The 13,229-nt window shown below is 64.7% G+C and carries 11 protein-coding genes and 1 rRNA gene; 8 read left to right on the top strand and 4 right to left on the bottom strand.

Translation table 11 applies throughout. The annotated features are described in order from the left end of the window. Positions 1–131 precede the first annotated feature (131 nt). Positions 132–3,038: a PAS domain-containing protein gene (locus J4O76_RS03865; protein WP_426280413.1), complete on the bottom strand. Its 2,907-nt coding sequence runs from the start codon at positions 3,036–3,038 to the stop codon at positions 132–134. 90 nt (positions 3,039–3,128) lie between these two features. Further along, positions 3,129–3,911 (bottom strand): N-formylglutamate amidohydrolase, encoded by a 783-nt coding sequence (locus tag J4O76_RS03860; RefSeq protein WP_426280412.1) that lies wholly within the window; start codon positions 3,909–3,911, stop codon positions 3,129–3,131. Here J4O76_RS03860 and J4O76_RS03855 point away from each other — a divergent pair. From J4O76_RS03855 to J4O76_RS03845, 3 genes are all read left to right on the top strand, one after another. After that, the gene (locus tag J4O76_RS03855; RefSeq protein WP_426280411.1) at positions 3,910–4,845 is read left to right on the top strand and encodes a transglutaminase family protein; all 936 of its coding nucleotides are present in this window, start codon (positions 3,910–3,912) and stop codon (positions 4,843–4,845) included. The genes J4O76_RS03860 and J4O76_RS03855 overlap by 2 nt on opposite strands. Before the next feature lie 14 nt (positions 4,846–4,859). Then, positions 4,860–5,687, top strand: coding sequence for a transglutaminase-like domain-containing protein (locus J4O76_RS03850; RefSeq protein WP_426280410.1), 828 nt, complete (start codon positions 4,860–4,862; stop codon positions 5,685–5,687). Between the two features lie 101 nt (positions 5,688–5,788). Continuing rightward, positions 5,789–6,124 carry a hypothetical protein gene (locus J4O76_RS03845; protein WP_056063484.1) on the top strand — a complete coding sequence of 112 codons (336 nt, stop codon included), beginning with the start codon at positions 5,789–5,791 and terminating at the stop codon, positions 6,122–6,124. Between the two features lie 144 nt (positions 6,125–6,268). Here the strand turns inward: J4O76_RS03845 and J4O76_RS03840 are convergent, their stop codons facing one another. After that, a complete protein-coding gene (locus J4O76_RS03840; RefSeq protein WP_426280409.1) occupies positions 6,269–6,997 on the bottom strand; it encodes a Crp/Fnr family transcriptional regulator in 729 nt (242 codons plus the stop codon). A 118-nt stretch (positions 6,998–7,115) separates the two neighbouring features. Further along, the gene (locus J4O76_RS03835; RefSeq protein WP_426280408.1) at positions 7,116–7,829 is read right to left on the bottom strand and encodes an arylesterase; all 714 of its coding nucleotides are present in this window, start codon (positions 7,827–7,829) and stop codon (positions 7,116–7,118) included. Between the two features lie 25 nt (positions 7,830–7,854). Between J4O76_RS03835 and J4O76_RS03830 the strand changes: the two genes are divergently transcribed. From J4O76_RS03830 to J4O76_RS03810, 5 genes are all read left to right on the top strand, one after another. After that, positions 7,855–8,553, top strand: coding sequence for an ABC transporter ATP-binding protein (locus tag J4O76_RS03830; RefSeq protein ID WP_426280407.1), 699 nt, complete (start codon positions 7,855–7,857; stop codon positions 8,551–8,553). Next, the gene (locus tag J4O76_RS03825; RefSeq protein WP_426280406.1) at positions 8,550–11,048 is read left to right on the top strand and encodes an ABC transporter permease; all 2,499 of its coding nucleotides are present in this window, start codon (positions 8,550–8,552) and stop codon (positions 11,046–11,048) included. The genes J4O76_RS03830 and J4O76_RS03825 overlap by 4 nt, the downstream gene beginning before the upstream one ends. Before the next feature lie 107 nt (positions 11,049–11,155). Next, positions 11,156–12,301, top strand: a complete 1,146-nt coding sequence (locus tag J4O76_RS03820) for a YihY/virulence factor BrkB family protein (RefSeq protein WP_426280405.1) — start codon at positions 11,156–11,158, stop codon at positions 12,299–12,301. Then, positions 12,301–12,690 (top strand): reverse transcriptase-like protein, encoded by a 390-nt coding sequence (locus tag J4O76_RS03815; RefSeq protein WP_426280404.1) that lies wholly within the window; start codon positions 12,301–12,303, stop codon positions 12,688–12,690. The genes J4O76_RS03820 and J4O76_RS03815 overlap by 1 nt, the downstream gene beginning before the upstream one ends. 454 nt (positions 12,691–13,144) lie before the next feature. Then, a 16S ribosomal RNA gene (locus tag J4O76_RS03810) occupies positions 13,145–13,229 on the top strand; the annotation flags it as partial.

Here is a 13,229-nt window from a genome sequence, read left to right as displayed (position 1 = left end):
GGGGATAACGCTTGCCGTCATTCTGGCGAAAATCAGGATCGAAAGGCATGACGGGGGGCGTTCGTTACTCTGGATCCTGACTTTCGTCAGGATGACGGAGTGGGGAGAATCCGACTCCACACCCCGCCCCATTACCCCGCAACGATCAAATCCTTGATGCGCGTGGCCAAGGCCTCCATCGCGAACGGCTTTGTCATGACATGCATGCCGGGATCGAGATGCCCGTTACCGACGACCGCATTCTCCGCATAGCCGGTGATGAAGAGGATCTTGAGCTCCGGCCGCCCGATCCGCGCCGCGTCGGCCATCTGTCGCCCATTCATCCCGCCGGGAAGACCGACGTCGGTCACCAGCAGGTCGATGCGGATGTCGGATTGCAACAGCTTCAGCCCGGATGCCCCGTCCGCCGCTTCGATCGCCGCATAGCCCAGCTCCTCGAGTACCTCCACCACCAGCATTCGAACGGTCGGTTCGTCGTCGACCACTAGCACCGTCTCCCCCGCGTTCGCACGCGGTGCATCGGTGTGTTCGGCGACGGTTTCGGTATTCTCGACCTCACCGAAGTGTCGCGGGAGGTAGATGCAAACGTTGGTGCCCTCGCCCACCTCGGAATAGATCCGGACATGTCCACCGGATTGCCGGGCAAAGCCGTAGATCATCGACAGGCCGAGGCCCGTGCCGAGCCCGAGTGGCTTGGTCGTGAAGAACGGATCGAACGCCTTGGCGATCACCTCCGGGGTCATGCCCGTGCCGGTGTCGGACACGCACAGCGATACATATTGCCCGGCATCGAGTTCGCGCTCGCGTGCCGTCCTCGCATCGATCCAGCGATTGGCGGTTTCGATCGTCAGTCGCCCGCCACCCGGCATCGCATCGCGCGCGTTGATGCACAGGTTGAGCAGCGCGTTTTCCAGCTGGTGGGGATCGACCAGAGTCGCCCAAAGCCCAACCGAGGCGACGACCTCGACCTCGACTTCGGGACCGACCGTGCGCCGGACCATATCCTCGATCCCCCCGACCAGCCGGTTGACGTCGGTCGGCTTGGGATCGAGCGTCTGTCGCCGTGAGAAGGCGAGCAACCGGTGCGTTAGTGCCGCCGCACGTTTCGCGGCACCTTGCGCGGTCAGCGAATAGCGTTCGACATCGTTCAGCCGACCTTGCGCGATCCGGATTCCGAGCAGTTCCAAGCTGCCGGTAATGCCGGTCAGCAAATTATTGAAATCATGCGCGATCCCGCCGGTGAGCTGACCGACGGCCTCCATCTTCTGGCTTTGTCGCAGCGCTTCCTCGGCCACCATGAGTTCGCGCGTCCGGGTCGCAACCTGATCCTCCAGCGTCTCGTTCCAGCGCGCGAGTTCGGCCGTCTGGCGGCGGCTGTCGTCGATGTCGGTGTTGGTCCCGACCCAGCGAAGAATCGTGCCGTCGGGCGCTCGGACCGCGTCCGCACGAACCAGGAACCAGCGATAGTCGCCATCCTTGCTCCGCGCCCTATACTCGACGCTGTACCGCTCACCGGTTGCAAGAGAATGCCGCCAAGCTTCGGAGGCAGTTGGGTAATCGTCGGGATGGACGCGGTCCCTCCAGGTGCCGATACCGTCGAGCGCACCGGGTTCGAGGCCGTTATAGTCATAGACCTGGCGGTTGAACCAATAGAGATGCCCGTCAGGCCTGGCCGCCCAGATCTGGTTCGGCACGGCTTCGGCGAAGACCCGGAACTGTTCCTCGCTTTCACGCCGCGCGGTTTCCGCGCGCAACCGTTCGGTAGCGGCACGGACTCGCTCCGCGACTTCCCGCATAAGCACCAGGTCATCGTCGCTCCAAACTCGCGCGACGCCGTGGTTGGCGTAGAGCAACGCGACGAAATCGTCCTGTTCGAGGAGCGGCATGTTGACGAACGACCACGCGTCGATCGCCTTCAAGACATCGCCGGTGTCGCGCGTCCGGTCGTCCTTGTCGACATCGGCGATCGCCACCGTTCGTCCGGCCTTGAGGTCCTCGATATATGTCCCATGCGCCCGGAAATGCAGCGTACCGGCAAGCGTCGTCACGCCTTCCGCATTCCAGTCGCGCTTGACCGTGATCGTCTCGTTCACCTTGTCGATGATGCCATAGCCTACCCGGCTGACCTGCAAGGCGCGGCCCAGGATCGCGGAGGCGGCATAGGCGATCTCGTCGGGGTCGGTCAGGTCGCGGATCGCGTCGCTCAACTCGAGTAGCGCGCGCTGTCGCAATTCGGCCTGCTTGCGCTCGGTGATGTCGAAGCTGATGCCGGGGAAGCGGAGCGGCGTACCATCGGCGGCCAAGCGACAGCGACCTTGCGCGGTCACCCAATGGATTGCGCCGTCGGGCTGTACGAGACGGTATTCCGCATTGAAATCGCCTCCAGTCCGTAAGGCCGTGTCGATTGCGGACTGCGCGGCTTGCACATCGTCGGGATGGATGTTGCCGAAGAAACGCTCGATCGGTGCACCGGCGCGTCCAAGCTCGGGGGAGACGCCGTACAACGTCGAGAACCGCTCGTCCGCGGTGACGCGGTCGTTTGGAACGTCCCAGTCCCATGTGCCGATACCATTGCCTGCAGCCAGCGCCTGGCCGAGCCGTTCCTCGCTGGCTTGCGCCGCGGTGAGGATGCTGCGGCGCTCGGAGATATCGGTGAACAATACCGCGACCTGCCGGGCTTCGGGATCGCCGACGCGGAAGGCGTGGACGTCGAACCACCGTCCCATCTGCTCCGAGCCATGATCGAACCGCGCGGGTTGGCCGGTCGTCGCCACGCGGCCATAGGTCTCGAACCAGAAGGCTTCGAGATCGGGGACCAGTTCGCTGGCGGTCCTGCCGACCGGATCGACCAGCCCGGTCTGGCTTTCGAACCGCGGATTGACCTCGATAAAGCGGTAGTCGACGGGGCGTTCGCCGTCGAACAGCAGGTCTATGATGCAGAAACCGGCGTCGATCGCGTCGACCAAGGCGCGGTATCGGTCCTCGCTCGCATGCGACGAAATAGGGGTATCGGTGGTCGGGGCCGTCGGTCGCTGCATCGTATCTCAGGGGTCGGAGGACGCGACCTCATAATCCAAGGCCTGCGGCCTAACGCGCCAATCTGAAAACCGATCCCGGTTGGCGCGTGTTCAAGCTCCCCGGGTGCGTGCCGCGGCCACCGGCAGCAACCGTGCCAGCCGATCCGCCCACGCCGCGCACCCTTCCGTCGAGCCCAGCAAATCCTGCCGGATCTCGATCTCGGCATAGGGACGGGCAGGGTAGGCATGGCGCGGAATGGTGTAGTCGATCTGGTCCATGCGGTAGGGTTCGTTGTCCCCGACGGTCAGGTCGGCCTCCTCGCGCAGGACGTCGAGCAGAGCGTGCGCAAATCCGGTATCGCCGCCGTCATGCAGGATGCCGATCTGCCATGGCCGGTCGATGCCGCGCATCGACGGCGTGAAGCTGTGCAGCGCAACGAGTGTCGTCGTGATCCCCAACGCATCGCGGCGCGCGAGTTCGGCCGCGATCGCCGCCTGATAAGGCTCGTGGATCTCGGCGAACCGCGCCGCGACGTCGGCGTCCGACAGTGCCTGGTTGCCGGGCACCATGGTCCCGTCGCTGACGGCGGCGATCGCATCGGGCTGCTCTGCGCTCCGGTTGCAGTCGATCACCAGCCGCGAATAGGTCTGGCGGAGGAAGACCGCGTCGAGCCGCTCGGCCAACAGCAGGCCAAGCTCGGCGATGCCGATGTCCCAGCCGATGTGCCGCGACAGTTCGGCATCGCTCAACCCCAGCGCGCCGAGCGCAGCCGGCACGGCTTTCCCCGCGTGATCGCCGATCAGCAGGAACGATGACGCGCCTTCGGGGTTGACCAATGTGACCGGTGCGGCATCTTCGGTCCCAAGCAGCGATTGGCTGATAGCGGTCTTCATGCGACACGGATCCTCGATGCCATCTCTAACTCTCTCTCATGTAACCCGATACTCCTACCGCCATCCGGTAGCGTTTGGCGAGCATCGGATCATGGTTCGCCCGCGCGAGAGTTTCGACCAGCATCTGATCGATGCGCAGCTGACGATCAGTCCAGAGCCTTCGGACGTCCGCTGGCTGCAGGACGTGTTCGGCAATTCGGTTGCGATCGCGACGTTCGACAAGCGCGCGAAGGAGCTCGTCTTCGACAGCCGCGTGCAGTTGCTGCACACGCCAGCCGAACTCCAGAACGTCGATATCGAGCGGTATGCGCGGCTTTATCCGTTCACCTATTCGTCGGAGGAAATGCCCGACTTGCTTCGCTCGATAGAGCGTCAGCATCACGATCCGCTGCGCCAGATCGACAGCTGGGCACGGCGCTTCGTGCGGACCGACGGGCCGACCGATACGCTGGCGATGCTGTCGGACATGACCGCGACGATCCGGCGTGAGTTCACCTATGTCCCGCGACCGGAAAAGGGCACGCAGTCGCCGATCGAGACGCTCGCGACGCGCAAGGGGACGTGTCGCGATTACGCCGTGCTGATGATCGAGGCGGTCCGCGCGCTCGGCTTCGCGGCACGGTTCATCTCGGGCTATGTCTACAACCCCAGCGCTCGCGAGCAACGGACCGGTGGCGGCAACACGCATGCCTGGGTCCGCGTGTACCTGCCGGGATCGGGCTGGGTCGAGTTCGATCCGACCAATGGCATCGTCGGCAACCGCGGACTCGTCCGTGTCGCGGTCGCGCGCGACATCTACCAGGCCGTGCCGATCTCCGGCACCTGGAGCGGCTTTCCCGGCAGCTTTCTCGACATGACCGTGTCGGTCGACATCACGCTCGATGACGTCGACGCGGCGGGGCAACACTTGGCACAAACTTTAAAACAGGCGTGAAAAGGGGCTCTTCCATGCTGATCCGGACTGGATACGACATAGTTTTCGAGACCGAGGTCGCGACGCCGATGATGGCGATGCTGAGCCTGCACCCGTCCCGCAACAAGGATCTCGTGACGCCGCACCGGATCGTCGCGACCCCCGACGTGCCGACCTACGACTATCTCGATGCGTTCGGCAACGTCTGCACGCGCATCACCGTGCCCAAGGGCGGCCTGACGCTGTCGTGCGACTTTACGATCGAGGACAGCGGCGAGCCCGATCCGATCACGCCGGACGCCGTCCAGCACGCGGTCGAGGATCTGCCCGACGACGTCCTGATCTACCTGCTCGGCAGCCGCTATTGCGAGACCGACCGGCTGACCGAGACCGCCTGGTCGCTGTTCGGGCATGTCCCGGCCGGCTGGCAGCGAGTTCAGGCGATCGTCGACTTCGTCCATGATCACGTCGAGTTCGGCTATCACTATGCCCGCCCGACGAAGACCGCGTGGGACGTGCATCAGGAGCGCCAGGGCGTGTGTCGCGACTTCGCCCACCTGGCGATCACGCTGTGCCGGTGCATGAACATTCCCGCGCGCTATTGCACCGGGTATCTCGGCGATATCGGCATCCCGCCGGTCGACGCGCCGATGGACTTTTCGGCATGGTTCGACGTGTATCTGGGCGGCACATGGTACACCTTCGACGCACGCCACAATCGCCCGCGGATCGGCCGTATCCTGATGGCGCGGGGGCGCGATGCGACGGACACCGCGCTCACGACGACGTTCGGTCGGGCGCAGTTGGTAAGGTTCGACGTGCATACCGACGAAGTCTTTGCCGACGACCAGCCCAGCGGGTAAAAGCGCAGCCGAAGCGGCGGCCGCGAAAACTTAACCCTTGTGGGTAAGGTCGCGTTCGGCCTAACGGCACCGATCCTCAAACTTATGCTGCGATGCACAACATGACTTCGACCCCAGACACCTCCGCGCCGAACAACGCGAACGCGCTGCTTCTCCAGGCGATCGCGTTGCGCAAGTGCATCACCGCGACCTACAACCGGATGGTCTGCACGCTTGCGCCGCACATCCTGTACACCAAGCACGACGATGTGTTCGTCGATGCGGTGACGCTCGAGCGCGACGGCCAGCCGCCCAAGGAGATCAAGCTCGGGACGTTCAAGCTCGCTGGGCTGAAGGACATCGAAGTGACCGATCGTCCGTTCGTACCCGACGCGATCTTCAACCCCGGCGATATCAAGTACGACCGCGTCACGCTGTTCGTCGTCGATCGGTCGTAAAAGTCTTCGAGGGCGCCTGCGGAGCGCTATTCGCCTGATTTCGTTCCGTCATCCTGACGAAAGTCAGGATCCAGAGTAACAGGCGCTGCCCATCATGGCTCTGGATCCTGACTTTCGTCAGGATGACGGAGTATAGGCGACGCCTCAAACCGCTGGCGGCAACCACCCGGTTTCGATCTCGCCGTAGCGGTCTGTAAACCCGGTCGCCTCGACCAGCGCCGCTTCGTCTACGATCCGGACCCGCCGCCCGTTCCGCTCGATCACGCCTGCCTTCTCCAGCGCCCGGATCGTGCGGTTCACGTGAACCTTGGTCAGCCCGAGCGCATCGCCGATATCGGTCTGCGTCAGCGGCAGGTCGAAGGAATCGACGATCCCGCCCGCCGTCACGCGCAGCCGCGCCATGATGTCGAGCAACAGCGTCGACAGCCGCTCGCTCGCCCCCATCCGGCCGATCGTTGTCAGCCGGTCGCTCATCGCGACGTTCTCGGCGGCGGCGATCGCATAGAGCAGCCCGGCGATGCGCGGTTGCGCGCGGAAGAGCAGCCCGAGTTCGGTCTTCGGCAAATCGATCACGATACAGTCCGAGATCGCGGTCAGCGTCGCCGCCGCTTGCGACCACGCCATGCTCGACGTGCCGATCAGGTCGCCCGCATAGTGGAAGCGCAGGATCTGGCGCCCGCCGGTGACCAGCTTGGTCGAGGAGTGCAGCCACCCCTGGCGGACCACGTACAGCGCATGGCTTTCGCCACCTTCCGCGACCAGCACGTCACCCGCACGCAACCGCCGCTCGCCGCGTTCGGCGTGCAGGATCGCCTCGCGTTCGGCGTCGGTGAGATCGAGATGTCGCCCCAGTCGTGCGATCAAACCGCTCAATTGCATGCTTTACCCTTTTCCTTGCGCGCGGCTATTGCCGTCCCGCCGCCAATTGATCGTACCGCGCGTCGTGGATCGCGCGATCCTTTGTAAGTCTATCGATGACGATGCAATGCCGTCATTGCGACCGTCCTAACGCGCTTTCCACCAGTGGCGCAACGCGGGCGGTGATCCGGTCGACGCCGGTCCGGTTGGGATGAACACGATCCGCCTGCAACAGTGCGGCGTTACCAATGACGCCATCCAGGATGAACGGGTACAGCGTCGCATGATAGGTCTTGGCCAAGTCGGTCCATATCCCATTGAACTGAGCCGAATACTCCGGACCCAGATTGGGTGGTGCCATCATCCCGGTCAGCATCACCGGGATGCCGCGACGCTTCGCCTCGTCCATCATCGCCGTCATGTTGGCGCGCGTCTCGGCCGGCGAAATCTGGCGAAGAACATCATTGCCGCCCAAGCCCAGCAGGATGAGGTCTGGTTTGCGCTTCATGTTGTCGAGCGCAAACGCGAACCGCTGCCGTCCCGCCGCGCTGGTATCGCCCGAGACGCCGGCATTGACGATCGTCGCGTTGATCCCGTCCTTGCGCAACCGGTTCTGCAAGGCGTCGGGCAGGCTTTGGCCGCGGTCGAGGCCGTAGCCGGCATACAGGCTGTCCCCGAAGGCTAGGATCAGGCGCTCGGGACCCTGCGGGGCTGGGGTCGCAACAACCGGCGCGACCACTTTCGTCGCAGGCGGCGGGGCAGGGACTTCGGGCGTCCGATCGCAGCCGGCCAGCAACCCCGCTTGGAGTAGCGCCAGTCCGCCCCCATAAAGAGGCCAGAATCGCATCTGTTTCTCCAAGATATTGGTCTCCATGTCAGAACCTGCTTCCGCCGATATGGTGATCTCGGCGCGCGATGTCACGCTGACACTCGGCGCCTCGACTGCCGCGACGACGATCCTCAAGGGCATCGATCTCGACATCGCGCAGGGCACCAGCGTCGCGCTCCTTGGGCCGTCCGGGTCGGGGAAGTCGTCGCTGATGGCGGTGCTGTCAGGACTGGAGCGGGCGACTAGCGGCCGGGTCCAGGTGGCGGGCCTCGATTTCGGCAAGCTCGACGAGGATGCCCTTGCACGGGCGAGGCGTGGGCGGATCGGGATCGTCCTCCAGGCCTTCCACCTGCTGCCGACGATGACCGCGCTGGAGAACGTCGCCGTGCCGATGGAACTGGCCGGGATGCCCGACGCCTTCGAGCGCGCGGAAGTGGAACTCGCCGCGGTCGGCCTGTCGCACCGGATCGGCCATTATCCCACGCAGCTTTCCGGCGGCGAGCAGCAGCGCGTGGCGATCGCCCGTGCGCTCGGCCCGCGGCCAGCACTCGTCTTCGGCGACGAACCGACCGGCAACCTTGACGCGGCCACCGGAGCCTCGGTCATGGACCTGCTGTTCGACCGCCGCGCTGCGACCGGCGCCACGTTGATCATCATCACGCACGATCCCGTACTCGCCGCGCGCTGCGATCGGATTGTCGAACTTGCCGACGGCCGGATCGCCGCGGATCGCTTGCGGTGAGCGAATGGCGGCTGGCGTGGCGGCTTGCCCGTCGCGAACTCGATCTTCGGTTTCGCGGGCTGCGGCTTCTGCTGGCATGCCTGTTCCTCGGCGTCGGCGCGCTGGCGGCGATCGGCAGCCTGACGCAGTCGATCGACGGCGAGCTTGCGGCCCGCGGTAGCGCGATCCTCGGCGGCGACATCGAGTTCGGCACGTCGCAGCGCGCCGCCACGCCTGACGAGCGCACCGCGATGGCGCGGCTCGGGACGGTGTCCGAGACCGTCCGCATGCAGGCGACCGCGATCCGCGGAACGAACAGCGTGCCGGTCCAGCTCAAGGGCGTCGACGCGGTCTATCCGCTCTACGGGACGCTGGCCGTACAGGGTGGATCGGTCGCGAAGGTCGACGATCCCAAGGCGATCTGGATCGTCCCGGCCTTGGCGCAGAGGCTCCGCGTCGGCCGCGGGGCGCGCGTACGGCTCGGGATCGCCGACTTCACCGTCGCGGGGGTGATCGCGAACGAACCGGACCGGCTCGGTGAGGGCTTTACGCTTGGCCCCGTCGCGATCGTGTCGATGGCGGGTATAGCGCGGACCGGTCTGGTCCAGCCCGGCAGCCTGTACGAGAGCAAATACCGGGTACGCCTTTCACCCGGCGCCTCGCCGACGACCGCGGTCGATCGGTTGAAGGCGGCATTCCCGACCGGCGGCTGGGAAACCAAGACACGCGATCGTGCCGCGCCCGGTGCCGAACGCTTCGTCGAGCGCATGGGCCAGTTCCTGCTGCTGGTCGGACTGTCCGCGCTCGTCATCGCAGGAATCGGGGTCGGCAACGGCGTCTCATCCTATCTCGCCGCACGCCGCAGCAGCATCGCGGCCTTGAAGGTGCTCGGCGCGACGTCCGGCCTGATTGCCAAAATCTACCTTCTCGAAGTCGCTGTCGTCGCCGCGATGGGGATCGTTGCCGGGTTGGTCGCGGGCGCGGTCACGGTGCCGCTGATCGTCTGGCTCGCGGGCGACGTCCTGCCGGTCGCGCCGCAATTCTCGCTCCAGTTCGCGCCGCTCGCGCTCGCCGCTGCCTATGGCATGCTGATCGCGCTCGCCTTCACCGCGCCACCGCTGATCGAGGCTGGCAGCATTCCGGCAGCCGGCCTGTTGCGCGGCGTGTTCGGCAATCGGTCCGTGCCGTTGCGCCGGACCTTGCCCTGGGTTCTCGGTGCAGGAGCCGCGATAGTCGCACTCGCGCTGTCGACCGCGGACCAGCCCGGTCTCAGCGCAGGCTTCCTCGCTGCAGTGGCCGGCGTGTTGCTGGTGTTGGCTGGGTTCGGCTGGGCCGTACGCCGGATCGCCGCGGCGCTCCCTCGTTCGCGCAAGCCGTTGCTCCGCCTCGCCATCGCCGGACTCCATCGCCCTGGGGCTCGCACCGGCACCCTGGTCGTCGCGCTCGGTCTCGGCCTTACGCTGTTCGTCCTCCTCGCCGGCATCCGCACCAGTATCGACGCGAACATCGCGCTCACCGTACCCAAGCGCGCGCCGGCACTGTTCGCCTTGGACGTTCCGCCGGACCGCGAGGCGGAGTTCCGGAGGACGATCGAAGGCGTAGCGACCCACCCGGTGATCCGCACCGTGCCCGCAATGCGCGGCACGATCACCGGCTACGGCACCACGCGCGTCGCCGATCTCAAGACGCTGCCCGACGGCGCATGGGCGTTGCGCGGCGAACGCGGGCTGACCTATTCCGTGACCTTGCCCGAGGGGAGCGAACTCACCGCCGGTCGGTGGTGGCCGCGTGACTATACGGGTCAGCCGCTGGTCTCGATCGACGAGCGACTGGCCAAGGTGCTCGACCTCAAGATCGGTGATCCGCTCACCTACACCTTGCTCGGCGTAGAGCGGACCGCGCATATCGCGTCGTTCCGACGAATCAGCTGGGATACGCTCGGCTTCAACTTCGTCATGGTCTTCTCGCCCAACGCGATCGAGGACGCGCCGCATGATCTGGCGGCGACAATCGAGCTTGCGCCAGGGCAGGAAGCGCCTGTCATGCGAGCATTGCTGCCGCGCTTCCCATCTGTATCGGTGATCGAGGTTCGCGGCGTGCTCGGGCAGGTCCGTGATATCGTCTCGCAGATGGCGACCGCGATCACGGCGGCGGCGTCGGTGGCGATCCTGGCCGGGATCGCGGTGCTGATCGGCGCGATCGCCGCAGCGCGAGAGGCGCGCACCTATGACGGCGTGATCCTGCGTACACTCGGCGCGACCCGGCGGCAGGTGCTCGCGGTGCAGGCGCTCGAATACGCGTTTCTCAGCATCGTGCTGTCGATACTCGCATTGCTGCTCGGGCTCGGTGGTGCCTGGTATGTCGTGACGCAACTTTTCAGTTTCGAGTGGCGTCCGGATTACGCGACCGTCTTGGCGACGTTGCTGGGCGGGGCGGGGCTGACGATGGTGATCGGGTTGATCGGTGCGTGGCCCATTCTCGGCGCGCGGCCCGCACAGGCGTTGCGGCAACTCTGAGGGTCCGTTTGCGTCCGTGCTGCGTTGGGCCGCAATACACCGAAGGGGGCAAGACGCTGAGCACGCACGAAACATCATCCGAGCATCAGGCCACCAGCCCCTGGTCGATGTCAGCAAGCGAATGGTGGAAGGTCCTGAAGCGCACCTGGGCCGAGGGGAACGATGACAATATCGGTCTCATCGCGGCGGGTACCGCGTTCTACGGGTTCGCTGCTATCGTTCCGCTGCTGGCGTCGGTGGTACTGATCTACGGTCTGGTCGCCGACACCGCGACGGTGGTCGCGAACATCCGCGCGCTGTTCAACGTCCTCCCCGAAGATGCGGCAAGGGTAATCGGCGATCAGCTCGCGACGGTCGTCAACACGTCGGAAGGCAAAAAGGGTTTCGGCCTCCTCATCGCGCTGGGCATCGCCTTGTACGGCGGCACCAAGGGTGCGTCGTCGATCGTCACCGCGCTCAACATCGCCTATGAAGAAAAGGAAACGCGCGGGTTCATAACGCTGAACCTGCTCGCCTTTGCGATCACCGGTGGTGCGGTGATGCTGGCCCTTGTCGCGGCGCTCTCGACGGCGTCGTTCGCGCTTCTCGACAGCCTGATACCCGGCGCGCCGGAAATCCTGCTCCTGGCGATCCGCCTCGCAAGCTACGCCGTGCTCGCCTCGCTTGGTGTGACGGCGGCGGCCTGCCTGTATCGGTTCGGCCCCAACCGTCACAAGGCGAAGTGGATGTGGCTGACCCCTGGATCGCTGGCCGCGACCGTCATCTGGCTTGGTGCGACGATCGGCTTCGGCGTCTACGTGTCGCGCTTCGGCAATTACGGCGCGACCTATGGCTCGCTGAGCGCGGTCATCGTGCTGCTGACATGGCTGTGGCTCTCGGCCTACGTGTTCCTGCTCGGCGCAGAGCTGAATTCGGAACTCGAACACGAGACGACGAGCGATACGACGACCGGCGGGGCCACCCCGATGGGAACGCGGGGCGCGACCGTCGCTGACACGGTTGCAACAGACGTTGACCCGAAGCCAGCTGTTCAGGCTGCAGAGCCGGACAGGGCAGGGGTCTTAGCCGTTGCCCATTTGGGTGGCGTGCATGCAGGCTTGCCCGCATCGCTTCTGGCGCTGGGCGGTCTGCGGTCGATCCGTCGTGGTTCGCCAGTCGCTGGCCTTGGCATGATCGCGATCGGCGCCGCGCTGTCACACAGGAAGCGTAACTCATCGAGCAAAGCAACGACGAAGCCGCGAGCGAAGGCCTGATGACATACGGGCAGTCGACCAAGCTGTTCTTCGATGGTGGATGCCGGCCAAACCCTGGCCCGATCGAGTGTGCTGTCGTCCGCAAGGGCGTTACCCACTACCGGCACGATCTGGGTGAGGGAACAAACAGCGACGCCGAATGGCTAGCTGCGATCCATGCGTTGGAGATCGCTCAACTAGAAGGCGATCGCGACATCACGCTGCTAGGCGATTCTACCCTGGTCGTGACGCAAGCCAGCGGTAAGGCGCGGTGCCGTTCGGCAGACTTGGAAGTGCACCGTAATAGGTTCGCGGCACTGGCCGAACGTTTTGACCGCGTCCGTATCCGGCATATCGGCCGAGCCCAGAACCTTGCCGGCATTGCGCTCGCCCGGCTGCATCCTCGCTAAGGTCGACGGAGGGCTTGCTCAGGCGCGCGACATTGGTTTTTCCAAAAACTGACCTCAAACTGTAAAATAGTGTTTGACGGGGTGGGGAGGTGGCCCTAGAGGGGTGTCACCGCAGCGGAGGGGCTTACCGGCTACCGCGACGGTCGCAAAAAACCAGATGCTCCAAGCTTCTCGAAAGGGAGGTTATGCGAGTGTCGGTATTTTTGTCGGCTCTTTGACATTGTAGGTTAAGATGAAGGGACATGTGGGCGGCGGCTTGCGGTTCTCGGGCTCCTCAAGGGTTCGGGGTATCGTTTAAAGCTAAGTCGTTCTCATATGTCCTTCACATATTCCATATGTAATGGACACTCCGTCTGGCTTTGGTCGGGTAGGGTGTCTGAATGATATTGTGCAGAGCGGCTCCTTGAGATGGGCTGGTTGATCGTGGAATTCCACTGCGATTGGCTGGTGACATAAACTTGAGAGTTTGATCATGGCTCAGAATGAACGCTGGCGGCATGCCTAACACATGCAAGTCGAACGAAGGCTTCGGCCTTAGT

It is taken from the genome of Sphingomonas sp. NFX23 (assembly GCF_049887795.1).
In the GTDB taxonomy this organism is placed as follows: Bacteria; Pseudomonadota; Alphaproteobacteria; order Sphingomonadales; family Sphingomonadaceae; genus Sphingomonas.
This window is presented reverse-complemented; position numbering and strand designations above follow the sequence as displayed.